Raw genomic sequence first — 23,981 nt, forward strand, 5'->3', positions numbered from 1 at the left:
GCCCGCACGGAAACCTGTGTGGAGTTGTGCTCGCCGTCGAGCGGTCCGGGGATCAGCCCGTCAGCTCGCGGCGGCGCATGAGGAACGGCGCGCCGACCATGCCGGCCAGCCCCGCCACGAGGGTGCCGCCCAGCGCCACCGACGCCGACAGCGGCGCCGTGTCCTCGGTCGCGGCGGCCTCGTTCCGGGTCGTGGAGCCGTCGCCCGGCCCGGCGCTCGCTCCGGGGTCGGACGACGGTCCGCCGTCCGCGGGGTCGTCGCCGTCGACGGGGACCGGCACGGTGGCGCCGGTGTCGTCCGGGTCGCCGGTCCCGCCGTCGTCGTCCGGGCCGCCGGGCCCGCCGGCCGGGTCGTCGCCGCCCGGGGGCGCGTCGTCCTCCTCCGGCGGGTTGCGCAGCAGGTCGGCGAGCGCGTGCGCGCGGTCGACCTGGTCCGCGGTGAGCGGCACGTAGCCCTCGGGCAGCCCGCCCCGCGCGCCGGTGTGCACGTTCCCGTCGCCCGCGGCGTGGTCGAGCAGTCCGGCGTAGTCGGTCCGCGCGTCGGCGGTGAGGGTCTCCGACCCCAGGTTCACGACGCCGTACAGCGTGGTGGACAGCGGGTACGCGCCGGCCGGCAGCGCGCCGGGGTCGTTCACCGCGACGCCCGTGCGCCGGTCGACCCGCTGGGCCTTGACCGCCGCCGCGACCGTCGTGTCGTCGTAGGCGACGAACTCGCGGGCGGACTCCACGCTGCCGGCGTCGGTGACCTCGGGAAGCGGCAGCGCCAGCCGGGCGGTGTTCAGGCCGTACAGCTCCGCGGCGGGGGCCGTCACCGGGCCCAGCGCCAGGCGGCCCAGCGTGCTCCCGGCCAGGTCCGGCGCGCCGACCGACCAGACACCGGTGGTGCCCACCCCGACGAACACGTTGGGGTCCCAGGAGAAGGTCAGCCGGCGGTCCGACCGGAGCACCCGCGCGGCGTTCGTGTCGAAGGAGCCCGAGTACGGGGAGTAGGCCGTCGAGTCGAGCTGGAGGCCGCGGTTCTCGGCGTCCGCCACGCTCTTGCTCGGCGCCACCGAGCGGTCCGCCTTGGGGAACGTGTCCAGCGGCGCGCCCAGCAGGTCGGTGCCGCCGCCGGCCGCGTCGGGGTGGTCCGGCGGCAGGTAGTAGCGGTTCACGGTGTTGTCCCAGGGGTCCGGGGTCCCGCGCAGGAACTCGACGGCGTCGGCGTCGGCCAGCACGTACTCCCACAGCAGCCGGATGGCGTCGTCGCCCTGCGGCCCGACCACCAGCCAGACGGCGCGGCCGCTGACGGGGTGGAGCTCGGGGTTGCCGAGCGCCTGCCACTCCTCGTCGTCGGCGATCGTGTCGCTGCCGAGGAACTCGTACGACTCGCCGACGATCGACGACCCCCACGCACCCGCGACCTGCGGCACGTCATAGCGGAACGACTGGGTGAGCAGCTTCGCGACCAGGCGCGGCGTCAGCCGGACGTCGGTGTACACCGGTCCGGCGGAGTTCTCCGCGATGTTCCGGGGGCCGTCCGCGACGAACCCGATCGCGACCGACGTGTTGGCCAGGGGCGCGTACCGCAGGTCCGCGTCGTCCAGCAGCTCCGGGTCGGCGGGGCCGATCGTGTCCGGGGTCAGCGGCTCCGACACGGCGGCCAGGTCGGCCTGACCCGTGAGGAGCTGGGAGCGCGCCAGGTCACCGGAGTTCGTGGTCAGGCTGAACGTCGCGCCGTCGTCCCCCGCGCACAGCGCCGGCTGCCACGACGACGACGCCTCGGCGAACAGCTCGCTGCCCACGACGCGCCGCTCGGCGGAGCCGGGCGGGCAGGACTGGTACGGGTTGTCGAAGTCCAGGGGCACGACCACCCGGTTGGCCCAGAAGGTGCAGCGCGCGGCGACCGGCGAACCCTTCTGCTCGAACGAGACCTCGCCGAACGCGCCCGGCGAGAGCACGTCCATGCAGGGCGTGCCGTCGGCGAGCGAGCCCGAGTGCGTGCCGCGCGGCACCACCACGAGCCAGCAGCGCTCGCCGGCCGCCTCCGGGTCGCCGCACCCGAGGTAGGGCTGCGCGGCGCTGGTCTGCACGACGAAGCTGGCCTTCGCGGTCCCGTCCGCCGCGACGGGCACGATCGGCAGCTCGTTCGACGTCGACGCCACGTAGAAGGCGCCGACCCCCGCGTTCGCGCCCGCGCCGTCCGGCGGCACCACCGGGGCGCTGACGTCGCCGCCGACGCTGCGGAACACCGTGCCGTCCCGGCCCGCCGTCCAGCTCGTGACCTGCCCGAGCAGCTCGGACGCCTTGGACGTGCTCCCGCCGACGTCGTTGGCGGAGTAGCCGCCCCACTGGCACGTCTCCGCGAAGTCCGCGGCGTTCGGGTCCGCGCCCCAGCACTGCATCACCTGCAGGAAGTTGTTGGCCCCGTTCGGCTGCCCGCGCAGCACGGTGGGGCTCATCCCGGACGCGGTGACCGTCACGGCCTGGTCGGTCAGGTGCTCGGTCTGCGACACCGTGACCTCGAGGTTCTTGAAGTCCGCCCAGTGCCCGGACCCGTCGGCGTCGTCGGCCAGGCCCGAGCGGTCGGGCTGGAACCGCTGCAGGTCACCGTTGCCGCCGGCCCACCGCACCGTCACGGCCGAGTCGGTCCCCTCGCCCGCCGCGCGGGCGCCCGACGGCGCGTACAGCGCCACGAGCCCGCCGGCCGAGGCCAGCGCGACGACCGCGCCGAGTGCGCTGATCGTGCGGCTGCGGAGCTTCATCGAGGTTCTCCGTTCGACTCGTGCCCTGACGCCGGAATCATTGCGGGGACGCCGCGGGAAAGGCAACCGGCGAAACGGTGGACGGCCCGTGGAGAAAGGCCGACACCGCGGCGGACGGAAGATGAACGACACGTTTCAGGGGCACCGGGACCGGTGCGGCAACTGGTCTTTTCCCGCGGACCCGGGCCGCGGCGACACGCCGGGCCCCCGGAGCATCCGCCCTGCACACCACCCGAAAGGAGGGGGCCGGGCCCCTCCGTTCGCAGGGGGGTCCCGACGGCGCGCCGAGCAACCCGGCACCCGTCGGGAGGAATTACTTTCACCCTTTTCCACGAAACAGCCGGATGCATTTATCGCACCATTCCCTGAACAGCCGCAGCGGGCCCCGCAAATGCGCGGGGAAAAGGCGTCCGGGATCACGACCCGGCACCCCCAGGAGCGGGAACAGGGAGGCCCCTGCGGGCACGCCGGCCGACGAGCGGCGGCAGCACCGCGACGAGGACCATCACGGCGCCCAGGGCGACCATCACGAGCCGCGGCCAGAGCCCGCCGTCGGCCACGGGGAGCGACTGCGGCGTCGCCGCCACCAGCACGGGCTCCGCGCCGTCGGCCACCACCTCGGCGTCGCCGCCGCCGTCCGTCGCGGGGCCCTCCGTCGCGCCGCCCGGGCCGCCGTCGTCGTCCGGCCCGCCGGACCCGCCGTCGTCCCCCGGGCCCGCGTCCCCCTGACCGCCGCCGCCCGCTCCCCCGGCGCCGGGCCCGCCCGGGCCGCCGCCGTCGTCCTCGCCGTCCCCGCCACCGCCCGACGGCGCGGTCGGCGTGTCCTTGGACCCGCCCGTTCCCGTGCTGCACTGCGTCGGGCCCTGCTTGTCGCAGGCGGGCGGGTAGGGCGCCTCCTCGGCCAGCCGGTTGGTGCCGTCGGGCGAGAACGTCGGGTTGTTGCAGTCGTTGATCCCCTTGATCACGGGGTCGCCGCCGGGGATCTTCTGGATCTGCGTCTGCCCGGCCTTGACCAGGTTGATCGGGAGCGGCGAGTAGCCCAGCGTGTCGGCCTGCTGCTGCCCCTCGCACAGGAAGTACGCGCCGAAGTCGGCGAGGGTCAGGCCCTTGTCCAGGGAGAACCCGGCGTCCTGCGACGTGGGCAGGATGATGTACGAGTAGCTGGACAGCGGGTACACGCGCCGGTCGGAGAACGAGTAGACGTCCCGCAGGTTCTGCGTGAGGTAGTCCGGCGAGCTCCGGTCCTCGTTGATCCGCGCCTTGAGGAGCGCCACGGCGACGTTCGCCGCCGTCGGCTCCGTGTAGTAGCCCGCCCGGTTCAGCATCTTGGCCACCGGGAAGCCGGCGTTGAGCGCGTAGGAGTACTCCACGAACGTGATCGCCCCCACCGCGTGCGACTGCGCCACGTACCCGGCGACGCCGTTCGACCCGGCGCGCGACACGAAGCCCGAGCCCGGCGCCACCGGGTAGTTCGACGTCACGCCGCAGTGCCCGTTGATCAGCGGGCGGTTCACCTTGCCGCAGTACGCGTCCCAGGCCCGGCTCTGCTCCTGGCGCATCCAGATGGAGAACTGGGCGGTGGCGCCCGAGCCGTCGGAGCGCACGACCGGCACGATCGGGATGCCCGGCAGGGCGAGCTGCGGGTTGTCCTTCTTGATCTTCGGGTCGTCCCAGCGGGTGACGGTCCCGGTGAAGATCGCCGCGATCGTGGCGCCCGAGAGCCGCAGGTTCGTGACGCGCTTGCCGCCGACCTGCAGGTTGTACATGAACGCCGTGCCGCCCGCGACGATCGGCATGTAGGCGAACGCGCGGGCCGGGCGCGCGTCGCCCTCGTTGGAGTTGGCGATCGCGTACGGGATCTCGCTGACGCCGAAGTCCGCCGTCCCGTTCGCGAAGCTGTTGCGGCCCTGGGTGGAGCCCGACTCGGAGTAGGTGATCTTCCACTGGTAGTTGGACCAGACGTTGCGGATCCACTGCTGCAGCGCGTTGGCCGACCAGGTGGAGCCCGCGCCGTTGATCGGCGCGTGCACCTTGCCGACGGCGGCGGGGGCCACGTCCCGGGGCAGGTCCCGCTGGGCGGCCTGCGCGGGCACGACGGCGCCCGCGACCACGAGCAGCACGCCGAGCCCGGCGATCAGGGCGCGGACGCGCAGCCCGCCGCGCGCGGAGGTGGCGGTCATCGCTCTGCCTTCTTCTCGTCGGTCCCTGCGGCGTCGTCCGGCGAGCCGCCGGACGGTGGTGGTGCGGCGTCCCGGAACCGGGCAGCGACCCGGGCCGAGGCACGCTGTGCCCGGCGGGCGCCGGCCGGGCTCAGGACGCCCGCGCCCTTGCCCCCGATCAGGCGCGCGAGCAGGAAGAGCACGAACACGAGCACCATGAGCACCGCCGCCGCGCCGAACCCGCGGGCGATCTGCGAGGGCTCGGGGCTCTTGACGAGCGTGAAGGTGGCCAGCGGCAGCGAGACCATCGGCCCGTCGAACGGGTTCCAGTTGTAGTAGGTCGTGTACCCGGCGACGAGCAGGATGGGGCTGGTCTCCCCGATGCCGCGCGCGGTGCCCAGCACGATCGCCGTCATGAGGCCCGACTTGCTGGTGGGCAGCACCACGTTCCAGATGGTGCTCCAGTGGCTGGCGCCCATCGCGAACGACGCCTCCTTGAGCGTCGCCGGGACGAGGCGGAGCACGACGTCGGCCGACCGGATGATGATCGGCAGGATCATGATCGTGATCGCCAGCGACGCCGCGAAGCCGGACTTGGGCGCGCCGAGGATCAGGATGTACGTGGCGAGGATGAACAGCCCGCACAGGATGGACGGCAGGGCGGTCATCGCCTCGGTCACGGTGCGCACGATGCGCGTGAACGGGCTGGGGAACTCCGCCAGGCACACGGCGGTCAGCAGGCCCAGCGGGATCGAGATGAGCAGGGCGAACGAGATCATGACCAGGGTGCCGACGGCGGCGTGCGCCATGCCGCCGACGGTCAGCGGGTCCAGGGGTCCGGCCATCGACAGGTCCTGCGTCCAGAAGTTGACCTGCGTGAACGCCGGCCGGCCCTCCGACAGGGCGAAGACCACGACCACCACCAGCGCGAGCAGCAGCACGACGGCGCCCGAGTGGACGATCACGCCCGCCACGCGGTCCTTGATGGTGATGCGGTCGTCGTCGAAGCCGATCAGCACCACGAAGAAGCCGAGGAACAGCAGGTAGGCGATCAGCACGAACGGCAGGGCGCCCCGGAACGGCAGCACCTGGGTGAACAGCCACGCCGTCGCCGCGATGCCGGCCGCGGCCGCGCCGACCACCCGCAGCACGTCCTCGCGGCGCAGGCCGGACAGCTCGCGGCGTACCTCGGGGCCCGCGGGCGTGATGCGGCCGTCGCGGCCGGGCAGGTGGGTCCGGGTGAACCGGCCGGGCCGGTCGGCGCGGCGGGCGCCGTGGGCGGTGTCGGTGACAGTCATGGTGTCCTCAGCTCGCAGCGCCCGAGCGGGAACGCTGGATGATGAATCCGGCGGCGAAGTTGATCAGCATCGTGATCAGGAACAGGACCAGTCCCGCGGCCATCAGGGCGGAGACCTCGAAGTCGTTGGCCTCGCCGTGCTTGAGCGCGATCAGCGAGCTGATCGAGTTGGTCCCCGTGCTCAGCACCTGCCAGTTGATGACGAACAGCGGGCTGATCACCAGGTAGACGGCGATGGTCTCCCCCAGCGCCCGGCCCAGGCCGAGCATGGTGCCGCCGATGATCCCGCCGGTCCCGAACGGGTAGACGACGTTGCGGATCACGCCCCACTTGCTGGCGCCCAGCGCGAGCGCCCCCTCGCGTTCCCCCACGGGCGCCTGGTCGAACACCTCGCGCATGATCGCCGCCGAGATCGGCGCGACCATCATCGAGACGATCAGGCCCGCAAGGATCGCCGACGCCGTGAACACCGTCGGCGTGGCGAGCGGGTCGTCGGGGTCGAACTGGGACACCGCGAAGACCGGAATCCAGCCGAAGTACGTGGAGACCCACTCGGCGACGGGCAGCAGGTTGCCCTCCAGCCAGTAGGCGCCCCACAGGCCGTAGACGACGCTCGGGATCGCCGCCATCAGGTCGATCACGCCGATCAGGAACCGCTTGATCCCCGCGGGCGCGTACTCGGTGATGTACGTGGCGGTGACGAGCGCGAGCGGCACGGCCACGCTGATGGCGGTCAGGCCGATGACGACGGTCCCGAACAGCACGGCCGCGATGCCGAACCGACCCGAGTTCGGCTCCCAGTCCTGCTCGGTGACGAAGTCCCAGCCGGCGACGTCGATCGCCTGGGCGCCCCGCCACAGCAGGAACACGCCGACGAGCGTCATGATCAGGAGCACCAGCGTGCCGCCGGAGTGGGCCGCCGCGCGGAACGTGAGGTCCTGCCAGCCGCGCCGGCTGACCAGCGGGCGGGTCGGGTCCACGAGCGCGTCGCGCGGGGCGGGCGACGTCTCCAGGCCGAGCTCGCGCAGCTCGGTGCGCTGCCGCTCCAGCTCGGCGACCGCGGCGTCCCGCGGGGCGGCCTGGTCGCTCTCAGGTCGGGGGCGTTCGCGGTGCTCGGGCACCGGTTCGCCGGGGTCGGGGCTCATCGTGAGGTCTCCTGTCGGGCTCCCGGCACGGACGGTGGCATCATCGTCAGGCGCCCGTCCGGCGGGCAAACAACGCGGACGCGGCGAACAGGTTGACGGACGGCGAGGTCGAGATGGACGCGAGGTGGACGACGGCGGAGCCGGCGGACGGCATCGGCGACAACCCGCGGTTCGCGGCGTCCCCGGCCGAGGTGCGGCGGGCCGCGCGCGCCGCCCGGCGCGGCCGGCGGGGCGCCAAGGACCACCCGAAAGGAGGGGCCCTCACGCTCCGCCTGACCCGCTGGGTGGGGCGCGACGTCGTCCTCGTCGCCTTCGTCGCCAACATCGCCGCCTACCTCGGCGCGCTCGCGCTGCTCGACGGGACCGGCGCCGTGCACACGGCGCAGACCGAGGACTGGCGCGTGGCCGCCGTCGTGCTACTGGTCTCCTTCCAGGCGCTGTGGCTGCACTGGGTCCAGCGGCAGGCGTTCGGCACGCTGTGCGCCTCCCTGGTGCTCTGGTTCGGCGCGCTGCTGATCGGCGGCGCGGACCCGCTCCTGCTGCAGCCGGGCGTGCTGCTCGCCGTGTTCTGCTACGCCGCGGGACGGCCCGGCCGGTGGCGCGGTGCCGCCGTCGTGCTGTTCGTCGTCGCGACGGCCGGGGTGCTGCTGGCGGACGAGGCGCTGCACCCGACGCCCGGCGCGCCGGGCTGGCGGGACCCGGCCATGGTGGTGGCCCTCGTGCTGGAGGCCGTCGGCGTCGTCGCGGTGCCCGCCCTGCTGGGGGCCTGGTACGCGCAGCTGCGCGACCGCGCCGAACGCATCGCCGCGCTGGCGCACGAGATCGCCGGCCGGGAGGCGCACCGCACCGCCGACGCCGTCACCGCCACGCGGCGCACGCTGGCGCAGGAGCTGCACGACACGTCGTCGGCCCACCTGGCCGCGATCCTCACGCTGAGCACCGCGGCCGAGGCCGGCGCGGCGGCGGGCGGCACGCCCGACCCGCGGCTGATCGCGCAGATCCGGGACGAGGGGGAACACCTCTACCAGGGGTTCGAGCGGATGGTCTCCCGCATGCGGCACGACGACCGCACCCTGGCGGAGACCCATCAGCCCGGCCCGGCGGCGGGCCAGCACACCGTGGCGCAGATCGCCGAGTTGGCCGCCGGGCACCAGCGGGTCGCCGAGGTGCCCGTGACCCTGCGGCACGACCCCGGCCTCGCCGAGATCGACCAGCGCCTCGGCCCCCTGCGCAGCCACACCGCCTACCGGGTGGTGCAGGAGGCGCTGAGCAACGCGCGCAAGCACGCCGCCGGCACCGGCGTGACCGTCGTCCTGGAGGACGACGGCAGGAGCCTGCTGCTGCGCGTCGAGAACGAGAGTTCACCCGAGCCGGGGCCGCCGAACCGTGGTGGCGCCGTGGTCGGACCGCATAGCCTGAGCCTCGGTTACGGGATCGAGGGCATGCGTGACCGGCTCGCCGCCGTGGGCGGCAGCCTGCGCACCGGCCCTCGGCACGGCGGAGGATGGGCCGTGCAGGCTCTCCTGCCCCATCCCCCGCACCGGACCGGCACCACCGACGGCAGGCACGCTACGGAGGGGTGACCCCGTGATCACGACGCTGGTGGTCGACGACGCCGGGAGCGTCCGCCGGTCGCTGCGGCTCCTGCTCGACACCACGCCCGACATCCGCGTGGCCGGCGAGGCGAGCAACGGCGTCGACGCCGTCCGCCTGGCCCGCGCGCTGCGGCCCGACGTCGTGCTCATGGACCTGCGCATGCCGGGCGGCGGCGGGCTGGACGCCATCGCCGCGTTGAGCGGTCCCGGCGTCGAGCGGCCCGTCCCCGTCCTGGTGTTCACCACGTTCCACCTGGACGAGTACATCTACGGGGCGTTCGAGCGCGGCGCCGTCGGCTACCTGCTGAAGAAGAACCCCGGCGACATCCCGGCGGCCGTCCGCGCCGCGGTCAACGCCAGCGCGCTCCAGTCGCCCGCGGTGCGCGAGCGGCTGATCGCCGAGTACGCCCGCAGCAGCGGCCCGGCGGGCGCCGCCCCGGCGGACAGCATCGCCGGGCTGCTCACCGACCGGGAGCTGGAGGTGGTCGCCGCCCTGGCCGAGGGGCTGAGCAACAAGCTCATCGCGGCCCGCCTCAACCTCGGCGAGAACACCGTGAAGTGGCACATCGGCAACATGCTCGACAAGACCGGCACCCGCGACCGCACCCAGCTCGCGATCTGGGCGTACCAGCACGGGCTCAACCCCTGACGGGGTGCCGCACCCGCCACACCAGCTTGCGCAGCTCGTCGAACCACAGCACCGACGACGCCATCCCGACCGCCACGGCCCAGTGCGCCAGGTCGAGGCTCGCGGTGCCGAAGGCCACCTGGAGGAACGGCACCTGCACGACGGCCACCTGGAGCAGCACGCCGAGCACGATCGCGCCCCAGAGCCACCGGTTCACGAACATGCGGTGGAACGCGCTCGTGGTCTCGGAGCGGGAGTTGAGCACGTTGAAGAGCTGGGCCAGCACGAGCGTGGTGAACCCGGCGGTGCGGGCCACGGTCAGGTCGTCGCCGCCCTCGACCAGGCCGCCCGGCAGGAAGATGTCGATGGTCAGCAGGGTCGCCACGCCCATGACCAGGCCGATGCTCAGCACCCCGCGCCACATCCGCGCGTCGATGATCCGCTCGTGCGGGCCGCGCGGGGGCCGGGCCATGACGTCGTCGGTCTCCGGGTCCACGCCCATCGCCAGGGCCGGCCCGGAGTCGGTGACCAGGTTGATCCACAGGATCTGCGTGGCCAGCAGCGGGACGACGACGGCCTCCCCGCCGGACGCGCCCTCCAGGCCCAGGACCCCGGCGAACACGACGCCGAACAGCACCGTGCACACCTCGCCCATGTTCGAGGAGAGCAGGTAGCGCAGGAACTTCTTGATGTTGTCGAAGATGATCCGGCCCTGGCGGACCGCCGCGACGATCGTGGCGAAGTTGTCGTCGCCGAGGATCATCTTGGCCGACTCCTTGGTCACCTCGGTCCCCGTGACGCCCATCGCGACGCCGATGTCGGCGGTCTTCAGCGCGGGCGCGTCGTTCACGCCGTCGCCGGTCATCGCCACCACGTGCCCGTCGGCCTGGAGCGCGTCGACGATCTGCAGCTTGTTCTGCGGCGCGACGCGCGCGTAGACCGAGACGGTGCGGGTGGTCTCGCGCAGCCGGGCGGCGTCCAGGCGGTCCAGCTCCGTCCCGGTGACGGCCCGGGCGCCCGGCTCCACGATGCCCAGGTCGCTCGCGATCCGGGTGGCCGTGATCGGGTGGTCGCCGGTGATCATCATGATGCGGATGCCGGCCCGGTGGGCCTCGGCCACGGCGTCGGCGACCTCGGGCCGGGGCGGGTCGATGATGCCGACCACGCCCAGGTAGACCAGGTCGGACTCGTGCTCCTCCAGGGCCTCGGTGCCCAGGTCCTCCGGGACCCGCCGGTACGCCACGCCGAGCGTGCGGTACGCCTGCCGGGACAGCCGCTCGACGTCGGCGAGCGCCGCCGCCCGTCGGTCGTCGTCGAGCGGGACGACGTCGTCGCCGACCTGGAGGTCGGTGCAGCGCGGCAGGAGCACGTCGGGGGCGCCCTTGGTGACCAGGGCCCAGGCGCCCTCGCCGGGCGGGTCGACGAGCGCGGACATGAGCTTGCGCTCGGAGGTGAAGGGCACCTCGCCGCGGCGCTCGAACCCGGAGACGCGGTCCACGGTGCCGGCGAGCTTGTGCGCGGCGACGAGGAAGGCGGCCTCGGTGGGGTCGCCCTGGACGGTCCAGCCGCCGTCGGCGTTCCCGTCGGGCGACCCGCCGTCCGCCCGCGTGAGCTGGGCGTCGTTGGCCAGCGACCCGCCGCCGAGCACCATGCTCGCCTCCCGGGCCAGCCGCTCGTCGTCCAGGGGCGCCCCGCCACCAGCCCCGCCACCACCGGCCCCACCAAGCAACGCCTCCCCCTCCGGCCGGTACCCCACGCCGGTCAGCGTGACCTCGCCCGACGCCGTGACGACCCGCTGGACGGTCATCTCGTTCTTGGTCAGGGTGCCGGTCTTGTCCGACGCGATGACGGACGCGGAGCCCAGCGTCTCGGCGGAGTGCAACTTCTTGACGACGGCGTTGCGGCGGGCCATGGCCTGCACGCCGACGGCGAGGACCACCGACAGGATGGCGGGCAGCCCCTCGGGGACGGCGGCGACGGCGAGGGAGACGCCGAGCAGCAGCACGGTGACGAGGTCGGCCGGGGTGCTCACCTCGTTGACGACGGCGGCCAGCACCATCACGACCACGGCGATGCCGATCACCGTCAGCCCGAGCACGCGGCTGACGTGCGCGATCTCGCGCTGCAGCGGCGTGACCTCCTCCTCCGTGGAGTCGAGCAGCCGCGCGATGGCGCCCATCTGGGTGTCCATCCCGGTCGCGACGACGACGGCGCGCCCCACGCCCTGCGCCACGGCGGTGCCCTTGAACACCATGTCGAACCGGTCGCCGAGCGGCGCGGGGGCCGCGAGCACGGCGGCGTCCTTGAGCACCGCCTCGCTCTCGCCCGTGAGCGAGGACTCCTGCACGCGCAGGGTGGTCGCGCTCAGCAGGCGGGCGTCGGCGCCGACGGCGTCCCCCTCGGCCAGCACGAGCACGTCGCCGCGCACGAGCTCGGCCGAGCGCACCGTGACGCGGCGCCCGTCGCGCAGCACGGTGGACATCGCCTCGGTCATGGAGCGCAGTGCCGCGACGGCGCTCTCGGCCTTGCTCTCCTGGACGAGGCCGAGCACCGCGTTGAGGACCACGATCGCGGCGATGACGACGGCGTCCACGGGCACGCCGTGCGCGTCCTCGACCCACCACACGGCGAGCGAGATGGCGACCGCCACCAGCAGCAGCGCGACGAGCGGGTCCTGGAACTGGTCCAGCACCTTGCGCCACAGCGGCACGGGCGGCCGCGAGCGCAGCTCGTTGGGTCCGTCGGCGGCCAGGCGCCGCGCGGCCTCGGCGGCGGTCAGCCCGGTGGCGGGGTCGACGCCGAGGTCGCGGGCGACGTCGTCCGCCGCCCGCACCGACGGGTCCGGTGCGGGCAGCGGGACGTACGACGACGGGATGCCCGGCTGCGGTGAGGCCACAGTCGATCATCCACCGAAGGTGTCCGGGACGCGCGCCCCGTCACCCGCCGTTCGACTGGCGCACGCCCTCGGCCAGGGCGTCGAACCGGTAGACGAACCCGCCCGCCGGACCGCTGACGGTGACGTAGGCGTCGGTGGTGCCCGGCCGGATCGCGACGTTGGTCGCGGACAGCAGGCCCTGGTGCCCGTCGGGCACGGAGACGGTGGTCAGGTGCGTGCCGTCGGGGCCGTAGACGCGGATCTCCGGTATGCCGTGCATCCCCTGGTAGAGGTTGCCCGCGGCGTCGACGGCGTTCGAGTCGGTCTGCGCGAGGCCGCCGTCGACCTGGATCGCCGTGTGCCCCGCCGTCACCGCCGTGCCCGTCTCGTCGAGCACGAGCCGGTCGATCCGGTTGGCGTCGAGCAGGCTGACCCAGAGCGCGCCGCCGTCGAGGTCGAACGAGATGCCGTTCGGGTTGGGCAGGTTCGCGGCCAGCACGGTGGGCCGGCCGGTGTGGCGGTCGAACCGCAGCACCCGGCCGTCCGCCGTGCCCGCGGGGTAGGCGACGGGCGACGAGTCCGTCACGTAGAGGTGGCCGTCGTCGTCGAACGTCAGGTCGTCCAGGTGCATGGCCCGGCCCTTGACCTGTCCGTCGGCGACAACGCGCGGGTCGGTGCCGTCCGGGGTGATGGAGACGATGCGGCCGCCGGCGTAGTCGGTGAGGTACAGGCGGCCGTCGTAGGGGCTGACCTGGGCGGACGTGTAGGCGCCCACCTCGTCCGTGTAGACGGCGTCGACCTCGCGCGTGCCGACGTCGACGGCCAGGACCTTGGGCTCTCCGGTGGGCGCGGTGACGTCGACCAGGTGGAGCCGGCCGTCGTCCAGGAACACGGGGCCCTCCAGCAGGGTCATCCCCGTCTCCTCGTGCACGGAGGTGACCTTCAGGACGCGCTCGGCGGTGACCCGCTGCGCGGTGCCGGCGGGCATATCGTTCGACGCCGCCGGGCCGGCCGCGCACCCGGCCGGCGCGAGCGCGAGCACGAGCGCCCCGGCCGCCAGGGCCACGGACCGGCGGCTCATCGCCCGGCCTCCCCCGCCGGCGCCGCCTCCGGCAGCACCAGCACCTCGCTCATGTCGCCCTCGCGCCACTGCGCGAGCAGGCGGTGGAAGGCGACCGGCCCGGGGCTGTACGACGTCGGCGCGCCGCCCTTCCGCGTGCCCTCGCCGTTGTAGTACCCGGGCGTGCACTCCGCGAGGAACGCCGAGCTGTCCTGCCCCTCGCCCACCGTCGCGATGGTCGCCGCCCAGGCGTCCTGCGCCTCCTCCGTCGGCTCGACGTACCGCGCTCCCGCCTTCCCGGCCCGCTCGACGACGGCGGCGATGTGCCCCGCCTGCTCCTGCAGGATGTGCACGAAGTTCACCGAGTTGGCGTTCTGCATGCCGCCCAGGTGGAACAGGTTCGGGAACCCGTGGGTGTAGAAGCCGTGCAGCGTGCGCGGGCCGCGCGCCCACGCCCCGAGCAGCGAGGTGCCACCCCGGCCCTGGACGGGCAGCGTGCCGGACACCACGCCCGAGACCCCGACCTCGAAGCCCGTGGCGAGGACGACGCAGTCCACCTCGTACTCGTCGTCGCCCACCACCACGCCGTGCTCCGTCATCCGGGTCACGCCGCCGTGGTCGGCGGTGTCCACGAGCGTCACGTTCGGCAGGTTGAAAGACTGCAGGTACTGGTCGCTGAAGCCCGGCCGCTTGCACATGTACCGGTACCAGGGCTTGAGCGCCTCGGCCGTGGCGGGGTCGTCGACCACCTCGTCGACCCGCGCCCGGATCTGGTTCATCTTGACGAAGTCCGCGAGCTCGTCGAGCCGCTCCCGCTCGGCCGGGTCGAGCGTCGTGTCCACGGCGCCGGTGATCATCTGGCGCTGGAGCCGCGCCGTGCCGGTCCAGCCGTCCTGGGTCAGGTCCTCGGCGACGTCCTCCCCCGCCAGGACCGCGAGGAAGTTCTCCATCCGCTCGCGCTGCCAGCCGGGCCGCAGCGACGCCGCCCACTCCGGGTCGGTGGGCCGGTTGTCGCGCACGTCCACCGACGACGGCGTGCGTTGCAGCACGTACAGGTGCGCGGCGTCGCGGGCGAGGTGCGGGATCGCCTGCAGCCCGGTGGCCCCCGTGCCGATGACGGCCACGCGCTTGTCGGCGAGCCCCGTCAGGCCGCCGTCCGCCGTGCCGCCCGTGTACCCGTAGTCCCAGCGGCTGGTGTGGAAGGTGTGGCCGCGGAAGTCCTCGATGCCGGGGATGCCGGGCAGCTTGGCCTGCGAGAGCGTGCCCGAGGACACCACGACGTACCGGGCCCGCATCGTGTCGCCGCGGTCCGTGGTCACCCGCCACTCGTCGGCGGCCTCGTCCCAGGTCAGGTCGGTGACCCGCGTGTGGAAGACGGCGTCCCGGTACAGCCCGTAGTGCTCCGCGATCCGGACGGCGTGCTGCCGGATCTCCTCGCCCGGCGCGTACCGCCACCGCGGCACGTAGCCGGTCTCCTCCAGCAGCGGCATGTAGACGTACGACTCGATGTCGCAGTGGATGCCCGGGTACCGGTTCCAGTACCAGGTGCCGCCGAAGTCGCCCGCCTCGTCCATCATCCGCACCGACTCGACGCCGGCCTCGCGCAGCCGGGCGCCGGTGAGCAGGCCGCCGAACCCGCCGCCCACCACGAGCACCTCGACCCGGTCCGTCAGCGGCTCCCGCTCGACGCGCTCCGTGTACGGGTCCGTCGCGTAGTAGCCGAACTCCCCCGCGGCCCGCCGGTACTGCGCCGTGCCGTCCGGCCGGACGCGGCGGTCGCGCTCGCGGCGGTATCTCTCGCGCAGGGCGTCCGGGTCGAGCGTGTCGGTGCTGGTCAGATGAGACAAGGCAGACCTCTCGTCAGCGGTTCGGCGGGTGTTCCCCGCCGAGGACATGAAAACGTACATCCATGTACGTTTTCAACCCCTGCCCGTGTGGCGCCCCGCACGAGGGCCGCTACCCTCGCCCCATGCCCGCAGAACGCACGCGACGCGACGCAGCGCGCAACCGGGACCTGCTCGTGGCCGCGGCCCGCCGCGCCTTCGCCGCCCACGGGCCCGACGTGCCGCTGGAGGACATCGCGAGCGAGGCCGGCGTCAGCCGCACCACGCTGCACCGCCACTTCGCCAACCGGGAGGCGCTCGCCTCGGCCGTGCTGGAGCAGAACGTCGCCGACATCGAGGCCCGGGCCGCCGGCCTGGCCGACGCCGACGACGGCGCCGAGCGGCTGTTCCACTACCTGCTGGACGTGCAGTTCGAGGCCCCGTGGCTCGGGCGCGTCGTGGCGGACGGCCGCATGCCCGGCACGGCGGACCTGGGCACCCGGACGGCGGCTGCGCTCGACCCGCTGCTGGACCGGGCCCGGGAACGCGGCCGGGTGCACCCCGGCGTCACCACCGACGACGTGCTGTTGACCCTGCCGATGGTGATGGCCGTCCAGGCGGCCACGGCGGCCACCGCGGGCGGCGGCACGCCGTCCCGCGTGGGCGCGACACGCGCCCTGCTGCACCGGGGTGTGTTCACCACCGAGCCGCCGACGGCGCCGTCGGCGGGGTGAGCGTCACCCGGACGGGTACGCGCGCGGGAACCAGCCGTGCACCACGCTGCGCCACGCGTCGTGGAAGGACCGGCCGACGCGCCACTCGTGCCAGGTCAGGGCGAGGATCAGGACGTCCAGGACGACCAGCGCCACGACGCCGATGCCGGGGCTGAGCACCATCTGGACGAGCTGCACGACCAGGAGCACGCTCAGCGCACCCACGGCCCACGGGTAGACCCGGCGCGAGCCCGCGAGGAGCGCGGCGACGATCACCACCTTGACCACGCCGTGCAGCAGCAGGAAGAGGCCGCCCGCGACGGCGGCGCCGTGGTCCAGCGCGGCCGCCTGGTGCAGCAGCAGGTTGGCGACGAGGTCGTGCGGGTCCTCCCGCAGCTCCTCCGCGACGACGGACCGGGTCAGCGCGAGGATGCCCTGCTGGTGCAGCACGAGCAGCGCGATGCCGGCCACCAGCTCGACCAGGCCGTCCAGGCCCTTGACCAGCACGCCCAGCACGAAGGCGGTCTCGACCAGCAGACGGCGCCGCACGATCAGACGCCCGCGCCCGGGTACCGCGGTGGTGACTCCATGTGCACCACTCTGGTACCCGGGGCGGGCGCCGTCATCCAGAAGGACGTATCCGGAAGGACCTGTCCAGAAGGACGTGGATCTAGAAGGACGCGGAGTGACCCGCGGGCTTCCGGTGCGGCCAGAGCGCGATGGCCAGACCGGCCCCGACGCTCAGGAGGTGCAGCACGTTGTCGGCCGCGTTGATGTTCAGGACGTTGATGTCCGGGTTGTTGACCGCGATCAGGCCGTACACGAACGTCGCGCCGTACCCGGCCACCAGCAGCCAGCCGAACGTCCGTGCGTGGCCGATCGTGGACCACAGGACGATGCCGAGGATCCCGATCAGGATGTGCACGATGTTGTGCAGCGGGTTGATCGCGAACCCGAGCAGCGTCTGGTCGTGGTCGTGCTCGGCGAAGCCGCTGAACCCCGTGACGAGGAACCCGACGGCTCCGACGAGCAGGTAGACCACACCGATGATGAGTGCGAGCCACTGGGACACCCCGCGGGTGCGCGTCGACTGCGTGGACTGCGTCATGGCGTTTCTCCGTTCTTCTCGGCGTTCACGCAGGTAGTTCGGAGCCGCACCAAGTCCGGATGGGGGTGGTTTACGACGACTTTCGCGCACCACCGTCCGGCCTCCCGTGGCGAGTCGGCGCCACCGGGGTGAAGGTGAGGACGCAGGGTCACCTACCGAAGGAGAGACGTCATGGGGCTCGACGACAAGCTCAAGAACGCCGCCGAGGACGCGACCGGCAAGGCCAAGGAGGCCGCGGGCCGCGCCACCGACAACGAGGAGCTGGAGGCCGAGGGCAAGTCCGACCAGGCCAAGGCCTCGATGAAGAAGGCCGGCGAGAACATCAAGGACGTCTTCAAGAAGAACGACTGAGCCGGGGCGGCGGCTCGGCGGGGCCCTCAGGCCTCCTCGACGAGCCCCGCCTCGTACGCGAGGATCGCCGCCTGCACCCGGTTGCGCACCCCGAGCCGCGACAGGATCGTGCTGACGTGCGCCTTGACGGTGCCCTCGGAGAGGTGCAGGCGGTCCGCGACGGCCTGGTTGGCCAGTCCCTGGCCGACCAGGCCGAGCACCTCCGTCTCGCGCGGGGTCAGCACGCTCACCCGGTCGCCCGCCGCTCGCCGCCGGGCCGGCCGCCCGCCACGGAACCCCGTGATCATCCGGTGCGCGATCCGCGGTGAGAGGTAGGCCGCTCCCCCGGCGACCGCGTGCACGGCGATGATCAGCTCGCGCGGGTCGGCGGCCTTCAGCAGGAACCCGGCGGCGCCCTCGTCCAGCGCACGGGCGACGTAGTCGTCCTCGTCGAACGTGGTCAGCACGACGACCGCGACCTCCGGGACCGCGCGGCGCAGCTCGGCGGCCGCCTCGAGCCCGTCCATGACCGGCATGCGGACGTCGAGCAGGACGACGTCGGGGCGGTGCCGCCGGGCGAGCTCGACCGCCTCCGTGCCGTCCCCGGCCTCCGCGACGACCTCGATGCCGGCGTCGCTGCCGAGGATGGCCGCGACACCGACCCGGAGCATGGCGTCGTCGTCGGCCAGTAGGACGCGGATCACGCGACCTCCCGGGCCGCCGGGATGCGGGCGCGCACGGCGAAGCCGTCGCCCGTCGGTCCCGCACCGAACGTCCCGCCCACGAGCCGGACCCGCTCGGCGAGGCCGAGCAGGCCGCTGCCGCCGCTCGCCCGTTCCGGGCCCGGGCGCACTGCAGCCCCGGTGTTCGTCACCTCGACCAGCACGTCCTCCCCGGCCCGGCGCACGCGCACGGTGACGGCGGCTCCCGGCGCGTACCGGGCCGCGTTGGTGAGCGCCTCCTGCACCACGCGGTGCGCGGCCTGGTCCGCGAGGCTCCCCGCGAGGTCGGACGTCTCGTCCGGCGCCCCGTCCAGCCGCACGGCCAGCCCGGCCGACGCCGCCCGCGCGACCAGCGCCGCGATGCTCTCGTGGGGCGGGGCGAGCGACCCGTCACCAGCAGGCCCGTCCCGGAGCGCACCGAGGGCCGCGCGGAGCCGGTCGGTGGCCTCCGTCGCGGTGACCCGGATCCCGGCGACCGCGGCACGGTCCGCGTGCCGATCGTCGGGAGCCAGCCCGGCCGACACCTCCAGCGCCCCGGCCCGCACCGCGATGAGCGCGAGGTCGTGCCCCACCAGGTCGTGCAGCTCGGTCGCGATCCGGGCCCGTTCCTCGGCCCGGGCGCTGCGGGCGACCAGCTCCTGCTCGCGCTCGAGCCGGGCCACCCGCTCGGCCGCGAGCCGGCCCAGCTCGGCCTGCTGACGACGGTTGCGCCCGGCCAGCCACGGCGCGACGACGAAGACGGCCAGCAGCATCGCCCCGGTGGCGGCCGTGCCGACGTCCACGAGCACGAGCGCCGCCGCCAGGGCCGCCGCGCCGACCAGCAGCCTGCCCGCGCCGCGTGCCCGCAGATGCCTGCCGTGCAGGTAGGCGAGCGGCGCGAGCACGGGGAAGACGAGCTGCCGCCAGAGCGGGAGCGCGTCGGCCCCGATACTGTTCAGCACCGCCAGCGCCGCGAGGGCCGCCAGGGCGACGCCGCCGGCGACCCCTCGGCGGTCGGGGCGGTGCTCGGTCACGTCGCCGACCCTACCCGGCCCCGCCGGAGCAGCGCCCGGAGCCGGGCACCGAGGACACCGAGCCCCGCCAGCGCCGCCACCAGCAGCATCAGCACCGCGGGCAGCGCGAAGTACGTCAGCGAGGGCCACGGGAAGGTGCGGCCGCCGGTGAGGAAGGCGCCGAGCTGCGGCAGGAGCGCGAGGACCACGGCCGGGAGAACCAGCCAGACCAGCCGGAGCCCGGTGCGCCACCGTGCTCGCCCCGCCCGGCGGGCGGCCCAGCGCGGAGCCCGCAGCACGCCGGCGACACCGAGCGCGGCGGAGACGAGCAGCAGGCCCGCGAGCCCGAGGTCGAGGGTCCGGGTCCCGGCCGAGGGCTCGGGGGTCTCGCCGCGGGTCAGCGCGACCAGCCCGTCCAGCGCGGTCCGGGTGACGTCGGTGAGCCCCCCGCCGTTGGTCAGCACGGCGATGCCGTACCCGGTCGCGGGATCGATCCACTCGACCGCCCGGTAGGTCATGACGAAGCCGGAGTGCCAGCGGGTCCCGTCGTCCTTGGTCTGCCAGCCGAGCCCGTAGTCCCCGACGCCCGACGGCGCGTGCATCGCGTCGAGGCCCGCGGACGAGACGAGCTGGTGGCCGTTCCCCGTCTGGCTGATCAGCCACCGCCCCATGTCGGCGGCGCTGGTGATGACGCCGGCGCTGCCGGTGTCGTCGAACCACCGGGGCTCCGCGCGCGGGACCCACCAGCCGAACAGGGAGTTGTACCCGTCGGCCGGCCGGACGACGTCGTCGCGGGTGGCGCTGGCGGACATCCCGAGCGGCTCGAACACACGCTCGGTCAGGAAGTCGCCGAACTCCTGGCCGGAGGCCACCTCGACGAGCCGGGCGGCGATGTCGAAGTTGACGTTGCAGTAGTGGTACGCCGTTCCGGGGTCCGTGGCGAGGGTGTCGTCGTGCAGACGGGCGACGTAGTCGGTACGGGACGTCGCCTCGGCCAGGTCGGCGACGTCGACGGTGGTGTCGGCGAGCCCGGAGGTCTGGTCGAGGAGCTGGCGGACGGTGATCCGGTCGACCCGGGGGTCCGCCATCCGCAGCTCGGGGAGCTGGTCGGTGACCGTGCCGTCGAGGTCGATCCGCCCGTCCTCGGCCAGGATCGTCACGGCCATGGCGGTGAACGACTTGCTCACGGAGGCGATCCGCATGGGGGTCCCGGCGGTGACCGGCTCGCCCGTCGAGTCGTGCCCGTACCCGGCGGCGTGGACCACCTCGTCGCCGTGCGTCACCACGGCGGACAGGCCGGGCACCCCCGAGGCCTCGTGGAGGTCGGCGAGATAGGTGTCGATCGCCTCGGGGGTGGGGGCGGGCGGGGACGCCGCCGCGGCGTGGGCGGCGGGCCCGGCGCACAGGCCGGCGCCCGCCGTCGCGACCACGAGCAGCACAGCGGCGATGTGCCTGGTCAGGCGGGTGTGTTCCATGTGCTGCACGCTATGGAGCGGCGGCGACCCGGCACATCGGTCAGGTGTCCGGACCACCCCTGACGAAAGTCATAGGGCGGCCAGCGTCGCCCGCGCCCCGACCCGGTGCAGGGAGTCGAGCGCGTCGAGGTAGGGCTCGACGAAGCGCGGCTCCTCCACGAGCGACCCGAACAGCATGGGGCTGCGCAGGAACGCGAGCGGGTCGGTGCGCTGCGAGCGGGCGAGCGGGACCAGCCGGTCGGCGAGCCGGTCGACCACCTCGATCGGCTCGCCCTGCTCGTCGACCCCCTCGGCGTACCGCGCCCAGCTCGCGACGACCGCCGCCGACCGGGTGACCTCGCCGCCCGTGCGGAGCTGGTCGCGCACCAGCGGGACCAGGAACTTGGGGATGCGGTCCGACGTCTCGGAGCCGAGCCGGGCGAGCGTGTCTCGCACCTCCGGGTTGCCGAAGCGCTCCATCAGGGTCGCCTTGTACTCCTCCAGGTCGACGCCGGGCACCGGCGCCAGGGTCGGCGTCGCCTCGCGGTCCATGAAGTCGCGCACGAACCGCGCCAGGTCGGGGTCCGCCATCGCCTCGTGCGCATAGCGGTGGCCGGCCAGCCGGCCGAGGTAGGCCATGGCCTGGTGGCTGGCGTTCAGGAGCCGCAGCTTCATCAGCTCGTACGGCTCGACGTCGGCCACGAGCTGGACGCCCGCGTGCTCCAGCGGGGGCCGGCCGAGCGGGAACCGGTCCTCCAGCACCCACTGGAAGAACGGCTCGGCCACCACGGGCCAGCGGTCCTGGACACCGAAGCGCTCGGCCACCAGGGCCCGGTCCGCCTCGGTGGTGACGGGCGTGATGCGGTCGACCATCGAGCTCGGGAACGCGACGGCGTCGTGCACCCACCGGCCCAGCTCCGGGTCGCGCAGCCCGGCGAAGGCCGCGAAGACGGCGCGCGCCATCTCGCCGTTGCCCTGCACGTTGTCGCAGGACATGACGGTGAACGGCGGCAGGCCGCGCGTCCGCCGTCGGGCCAGGGCCTCGACGACGAACCCGAACACGGTGGTGGGTACCGCCCCGGGCCGGGCGTCGGCGACGACGTCGGGCGCGCTCGTGTCGAACGCGCCGGTGACCTGGTCGAAGTTGTAGCCGCCCTCGGTGATGGTGAGCGACACGATGCGGGTGTCCGGGTGGGCCATGCGCTCCAGCACGGCCTCCGGGTCGTCCGGCGCGAACAGGTACTCCACGATGCTGCCGACGACCCGGGCGTCGAGCCCGCCGTCGGCGTGCTTGGTCACCAGCGTGTACAGGCCGTCCTGGGGCCGCAGTGCGTCGCGCATCGCGGCGTCGCCGGGCAGCAGGCCGACGCCGCAGATGCCCCACTCGCGCGCCTCGCCGCGGCGCAGCAGCTCGTCGACCGCGAGCGCCTGGTGCGCGCGGTGGAAGCCGCCGACGCCGAGGTGCACGATGCCGGTGCGGATGCCCGCGCGGTCGTACGGCGGGGCGGCGAGGTCGAGCATCGTCACTTGATCGCCCCCATCGCGAGGCCGCGCACGAGCTGCTTCTGGGCGATCCACCCGGCGAGCACCACCGGCACGATCGCGACGGTCGCCGCCGCGGACAGGACGGCGAGGAACTGGCCGCGGCCGTCGACGAAGCTGGTGAGGAACGGCGGGGTGGGGCGCGCCACCTGGGCGGTGAGGAGGTTGGCGAGGAAGAACTCGTTCCACGCGAAGATGAAGCAGATCAGGCCGGCCGCGGCGACGCCGGGCAGCACGATCGGCAGCACGACGCGGAAGATCTCGGTGCCGAGGCGGGCGCCGTCGAGCTGCGCGGCCTCGATGACCTCGCGTGGTACCTCGGCGAGGAACGACCGCATCATCCAGACGGCGATGGGCAGGTTGACGCCCACGTAGAGGATGGTCAGCCAGGTGATGTTGTCGAGCCCGCCCACGGACTGGAGCAGCAGGTAGACCGGGATGATCGAGGCGGCCACGGGCATGAAGCGGGTCGAGATGAAGAAGAACAGGGCGTCGCGCACGTTGGTGACCGGCCGGATGCTCAGCGCGTAGGCGGCGGGGATCGCCAGGGCGAGCACCAGCAGCGTGGACCCGAGGCTCGCGCTGAACGAGTTGATCAGGTACGGGAGCATGTCGCGCGCGAAGACGGCGTCGAACCGGTCGAGCGTGAAGTCGGGGGTGAAGGTGGGCGGCATGGTGGCGGCCTGGTGCTCGGGCTTGAACGCCGTGAACACCATCCACGCCACGGGGAAGAAGAACATGAGCACGAGCACCCAGGTAGCCGCGGTGATCAGGGCCCCTCGAAGGCGCGAGGTGGTCATCGGTCGATCCCTTCCTTGGAGAAGACCTTGAAGAGGGTGCGCAGCGCCACGGAGGCGACGACGATCGTGACGAGCACGGTCATCACGCCGTACGCGGCGGCCTCGCCGACCTCCAGGCCGACGAACGCCCGCTCGTAGAGCAGGTAGGACAGGGTCTTGGTGCCGCCCGTTCCGCGCGTCATGATCGCGATCGGGTCGAAGACCTGGAGCAGCATGATCGAGGCCAGCAGCACGGCGATCTCGACGTACTGCCGCAGGTGGGGCAGCGTGATCTCGCCGAAGGTGCGCAGGGCGCCCGCGCCGTCGACGGCGGCGGCCTCCAGCACGTCCTTGTCCTGGGCCTGCAGGCCGGCGAGCAGGATGAGCATGACGAACGGCGTGTACTGCCAGGTCAGCACCAGGATGATGGTGACCATCGGCAGCTCGGTGTTCCACGCCACGGGCGGCAGGCCGAGCAGCCCGAGGCCCCAGTTGGCCATCCCGGTGGACGCGTCGAGGATCGACCACTTCCAGACCAGGGCCGCCGCGGCGGGCATGACGAGGAACGGCGTGATCATCAGGGTGCGGGCCAGCCCGCGGCCCACGAACTTGCGGTCGAGCAGCACCGCGAACAGCATGCCGAGCAGCGTCGAGACGACCACCGCGGTACCGGTGACGGCGACGGTCGCGCCGAGCGAGGACAGGAACGACCCGTCGCGCAGCACGCTCACGTAGTTGTCGAGGCCCGTGAACCCCCGGTCGCCGGGCCGGAGCATGTTCCAGCTCTGCAGCGAGTAGTAGATGGTCAGCAGGAACGGGATCTGGGTCAGGACGATCGAGGTGGCGAGCGCGGGCCACAGCAGGGCGCGCGACACGGCCAGGCGGTGCCGGTGGCCCGCCTGCCCTGTCTGCGGCGCCCGCCCGGGCCGACGGCGCGTCGGGGCGGACATCAGAGCGGTCATGTGGCCCTCCTGGGGCACGAAGTTCCTCGGGAACGAGGAACCCGGGTGCGGGGA

At 73.6% G+C, this 23,981-nt stretch carries 19 protein-coding genes; 4 read left to right on the top strand and 15 right to left on the bottom strand.

Going from position 1 to position 23,981, the window contains the following annotated elements:
- Positions 1-52: 52 nt before the first annotated feature.
- The 4 genes from FHX71_RS12330 to pstC all read right to left on the bottom strand — a co-directional run bounded on the left by FHX71_RS12330 (position 53) and on the right by pstC (position 7,344).
- Positions 53-2,743, bottom strand: coding sequence for a hypothetical protein (locus FHX71_RS12330; RefSeq protein ID WP_182616607.1), 2,691 nt, complete (start codon positions 2,741-2,743; stop codon positions 53-55).
- Between the two features lie 416 nt (positions 2,744-3,159).
- Positions 3,160-4,923, bottom strand: a complete 1,764-nt coding sequence (locus FHX71_RS12335) for a phosphate ABC transporter substrate-binding protein PstS (protein WP_182616609.1) — start codon at positions 4,921-4,923, stop codon at positions 3,160-3,162.
- On the bottom strand, positions 4,920-6,200 hold the full coding sequence (gene pstA, locus FHX71_RS12340) for a phosphate ABC transporter permease PstA (protein ID WP_182616611.1): 1,281 nt from the start codon (positions 6,198-6,200) through the stop codon (positions 4,920-4,922). Before pstA ends, FHX71_RS12335 begins: the two co-directional genes overlap by 4 nt.
- A gap of 7 nt (positions 6,201-6,207) precedes the next feature.
- Positions 6,208-7,344, bottom strand: coding sequence for a phosphate ABC transporter permease subunit PstC (pstC, locus tag FHX71_RS12345; protein WP_182616613.1), 1,137 nt, complete (start codon positions 7,342-7,344; stop codon positions 6,208-6,210).
- Positions 7,345-7,457: 113 nt separating this feature from the next.
- Between pstC and FHX71_RS12350 the strand changes: the two genes are divergently transcribed.
- Complete coding sequence (locus FHX71_RS12350; RefSeq protein WP_182616615.1) at positions 7,458-8,927, top strand: sensor histidine kinase; 1,470 nt, start codon at positions 7,458-7,460, stop codon at positions 8,925-8,927.
- Positions 8,928-8,931: 4 nt separating this feature from the next.
- Positions 8,932-9,588 carry a response regulator gene (locus FHX71_RS12355; protein ID WP_182616617.1) on the top strand — a complete coding sequence of 219 codons (657 nt, stop codon included), beginning with the start codon at positions 8,932-8,934 and terminating at the stop codon, positions 9,586-9,588.
- Here FHX71_RS12355 and FHX71_RS12360 read toward each other — a convergent pair.
- From FHX71_RS12360 to FHX71_RS12370, 3 genes are read right to left on the bottom strand one after another with little or no spacing between them, the layout of a single operon-like run.
- The gene (locus FHX71_RS12360; RefSeq protein WP_312877030.1) at positions 9,578-12,463 is read right to left on the bottom strand and encodes a cation-translocating P-type ATPase; all 2,886 of its coding nucleotides are present in this window, start codon (positions 12,461-12,463) and stop codon (positions 9,578-9,580) included. The genes FHX71_RS12355 and FHX71_RS12360 overlap by 11 nt on opposite strands.
- 40 nt (positions 12,464-12,503) lie before the next feature.
- Positions 12,504-13,523, bottom strand: a complete 1,020-nt coding sequence (locus FHX71_RS12365) for an SMP-30/gluconolactonase/LRE family protein (protein ID WP_182616619.1) — start codon at positions 13,521-13,523, stop codon at positions 12,504-12,506.
- Positions 13,520-15,349, bottom strand: a complete 1,830-nt coding sequence (locus tag FHX71_RS12370) for a flavin-containing monooxygenase (protein WP_182616622.1) — start codon at positions 15,347-15,349, stop codon at positions 13,520-13,522. The genes FHX71_RS12365 and FHX71_RS12370 overlap by 4 nt, the downstream gene beginning before the upstream one ends.
- Positions 15,350-15,471: 122 nt before the next feature.
- On the opposite strand from FHX71_RS12370, the gene FHX71_RS12375 reads away from it, so the two are divergent.
- Positions 15,472-16,059 carry a TetR/AcrR family transcriptional regulator gene (locus FHX71_RS12375; protein ID WP_182616624.1) on the top strand — a complete coding sequence of 196 codons (588 nt, stop codon included), beginning with the start codon at positions 15,472-15,474 and terminating at the stop codon, positions 16,057-16,059.
- Positions 16,060-16,062: 3 nt separating this feature from the next.
- On the opposite strand, the gene FHX71_RS12380 is transcribed toward FHX71_RS12375, so the two are convergent.
- Together FHX71_RS12380 and FHX71_RS12385 are read right to left on the bottom strand one after the other, a co-directional pair.
- On the bottom strand, positions 16,063-16,587 hold the full coding sequence (locus FHX71_RS12380) for a DUF2127 domain-containing protein (RefSeq protein WP_312877031.1): 525 nt from the start codon (positions 16,585-16,587) through the stop codon (positions 16,063-16,065).
- A 121-nt stretch (positions 16,588-16,708) separates the two neighbouring features.
- A complete protein-coding gene (locus tag FHX71_RS12385; protein ID WP_182616626.1) occupies positions 16,709-17,146 on the bottom strand; it encodes a DUF4383 domain-containing protein in 438 nt (145 codons plus the stop codon).
- 171 nt (positions 17,147-17,317) lie between these two features.
- On the opposite strand from FHX71_RS12385, the gene FHX71_RS12390 reads away from it, so the two are divergent.
- Positions 17,318-17,497, top strand: a complete 180-nt coding sequence (locus tag FHX71_RS12390) for a CsbD family protein (RefSeq protein WP_182616628.1) — start codon at positions 17,318-17,320, stop codon at positions 17,495-17,497.
- A 26-nt stretch (positions 17,498-17,523) separates the two neighbouring features.
- Here FHX71_RS12390 and FHX71_RS12395 read toward each other — a convergent pair whose 3' ends face one another.
- From FHX71_RS12395 to FHX71_RS12420, 6 genes are all read right to left on the bottom strand, one after another.
- Complete coding sequence (locus tag FHX71_RS12395; RefSeq protein WP_182616630.1) at positions 17,524-18,180, bottom strand: response regulator; 657 nt, start codon at positions 18,178-18,180, stop codon at positions 17,524-17,526.
- Complete coding sequence (locus FHX71_RS12400) at positions 18,177-19,211, bottom strand: sensor histidine kinase (protein ID WP_182616632.1); 1,035 nt, start codon at positions 19,209-19,211, stop codon at positions 18,177-18,179. The genes FHX71_RS12395 and FHX71_RS12400 overlap by 4 nt, the downstream gene beginning before the upstream one ends.
- Complete coding sequence (locus FHX71_RS12405) at positions 19,208-20,665, bottom strand: serine hydrolase domain-containing protein (RefSeq protein WP_182616635.1); 1,458 nt, start codon at positions 20,663-20,665, stop codon at positions 19,208-19,210. The genes FHX71_RS12400 and FHX71_RS12405 overlap by 4 nt, the downstream gene beginning before the upstream one ends.
- A gap of 69 nt (positions 20,666-20,734) precedes the next feature.
- A complete protein-coding gene (locus tag FHX71_RS12410; RefSeq protein WP_182618669.1) occupies positions 20,735-22,165 on the bottom strand; it encodes a mannitol dehydrogenase family protein in 1,431 nt (476 codons plus the stop codon).
- Between the two features lie 2 nt (positions 22,166-22,167).
- Positions 22,168-22,986, bottom strand: a complete 819-nt coding sequence (locus tag FHX71_RS12415) for a carbohydrate ABC transporter permease (RefSeq protein ID WP_182616637.1) — start codon at positions 22,984-22,986, stop codon at positions 22,168-22,170.
- Positions 22,983-23,927, bottom strand: coding sequence for a carbohydrate ABC transporter permease (locus tag FHX71_RS12420; protein ID WP_182616639.1), 945 nt, complete (start codon positions 23,925-23,927; stop codon positions 22,983-22,985). Before FHX71_RS12420 ends, FHX71_RS12415 begins: the two co-directional genes overlap by 4 nt.
- Between the last annotated feature and the right edge of the window lie 54 nt (positions 23,928-23,981).

Origin of the sequence: Promicromonospora sukumoe (genome assembly GCF_014137995.1) — a bacterium.
Lineage (GTDB): Bacteria > Actinomycetota > Actinomycetes > Actinomycetales > Cellulomonadaceae > Promicromonospora > Promicromonospora sukumoe.